This window comes from Mesorhizobium sp. M7A.F.Ca.MR.148.00.0.0 (assembly GCF_003997735.1).
Lineage (GTDB): Bacteria > Pseudomonadota > Alphaproteobacteria > Rhizobiales > Rhizobiaceae > Mesorhizobium.
In genome coordinates this window covers 1-1,721 of record NZ_RZTB01000261.1, presented here as the reverse complement: position 1 = coordinate 1,721, position 1,721 = coordinate 1, and the positions used below count along the sequence as shown (strand labels likewise).

Annotated in this window: 2 protein-coding genes; both read left to right on the top strand. The window is 59.0% G+C overall.

The window, feature by feature from the left end; all coding sequences use genetic code 11:
- On the top strand, positions 1-1,407 hold a 1,407-nt coding region (locus EOB49_RS33750; RefSeq protein WP_127383490.1), incomplete at its 5' end, for a hypothetical protein.
- Between the two features lie 5 nt (positions 1,408-1,412).
- Positions 1,413-1,721 (top strand): TadE/TadG family type IV pilus assembly protein (locus EOB49_RS33745; protein ID WP_281060631.1); only part of this gene is annotated, 309 nt, incomplete at its 3' end.

Genomic DNA, 1,721 nt, shown 5'->3' with positions numbered 1-1,721 from the left:
CTCCAGAAGGGCGCGGACGCCTTTGCACTGGCGGCGGCAGCGGAACTGGACGGGTCGAGCGGTTCCTGGGCGCGGGCAGAGCGTGCCATGGCCATGCTGGTCGACAACGAGAGCAACTTCTCAACGGCAGGCCGGGTTGGACTGACTTCCGGTCAACCGGGCGGCACGCAGGTGTGCAATAGTGCCGGGAGCATATCCTGGTGCTTCTTGAAAGCTATTCCCGCGAATGACGGAACCAGGATAACAACCGCCAATCAGGTCAATTATCTAGCCAATGCTAGTCCTGCGGCTGGAGAGCTTGAGACGCGGTTCATCCAAGTGACGGTCGTTCCCACTGGCTTTGCCGCGATCTTCCCAGCCTCTTTTGTCACAGCCGGTGCAAGCGGCAGCTTCAATGTCGATGCAGTCGCCGTCGCAGGTTTCACCTCCGGTGTATGCAACTACACCCCAGTCTTCATGTGTAACCCATACGAGATGGTGAACGGGACGAACTCAGCAGGCGGCGTTACGCTCGAGCAGGCTGCGGCGGATCCGGCAGTCCGTCGCCGGCTTATCGAATTGCGTACGGTAGGAAACAACGCTGCGTACGGCCCGGGTAATTTCGGTTTCCTGGAGCCGCCAGCCGGTGTAGGTAACGGGGCGCAAGCGCTCGCGCAGACGATCGCCACATCGACGCCCATTGGATGCTATTCGGCGCAGGGCGTAAGCACCAAGACTGGCCAGAATACAGGACCAGTCCAGGATGCGTTCAATGTCCGCTTTGGCATCAGATCGAGCGGCAACCAATTCAACAGCCCTGAGTATGGACCCGCCGCCAACGTCCGAAAGGGCGCATCGTCCGGAGGAGGTGGCAATGGCAATGGGGGCGGCAACCAGTGCCCACAATATAACCAGTTGACGTTCGGCACCCCAAATATGGGCCTGCCAAGGGATGTCACAACGCCGTATATGGGCGGTCGGATGGGCGATGGAAACTGGAGCTTTTCCACCTATTGGAGCACCAACTTCGGTTCTGCTTCTTATCCCGCTTCATGGGCCACGAACACGCCAACCCGCTATGACGTTTATAAATATGAGATGTCGGCGGGGCTGGTCGGAACAGCTTCGGCAGGTGGCGAGGTAGGAACGCCGCCGAGTTCTTGCCAGCCACCGGTTACAACTGTCGATCGCCGCCTTCTATATGGCGCGCTCCTAGACTGTAGTGCACTACAAGCGGCTGGAAATAATCTGAACGGCAACAGCACGAATCTTCCTGTCAAAGCATTTGCCAGTTTCTTCATTACCGAGCCAGTCGGAGGCGCCTCAACCGGAGCGTCGGTCATGGTGGAGCTTGTCGACATAACGGGACGCGGCGGCCAGGGCACGCTCGACAATTTCCTTCGCGACGAAGCCCAGCTCTATCGGTGACGGCCATGATCACATCGCTTTACCGCCATCTGCATAGATTTAGACACGATCGGAGTGGGACGGCGCTTGTCGAGATGGCGCTGATCGCCCCACTAATGCTGGTCCTGTCGGCGGGTGTCTTTGAATTCGGCAATCTGATCCACGAAAAGCTGCTGATGGAGGCCGGGCTTTCGGACGGTGCCCGCTTTGCCGCGCGCTGCAACAGTCAGTTGTATACCAATGCTGGATTGACCATCGACTGCGCCAACATTGCAACCAACATCGCGGTGTTCGGCAATGCCGCCGGCACTGGCAACGCCCGCGTCAACGGCTGG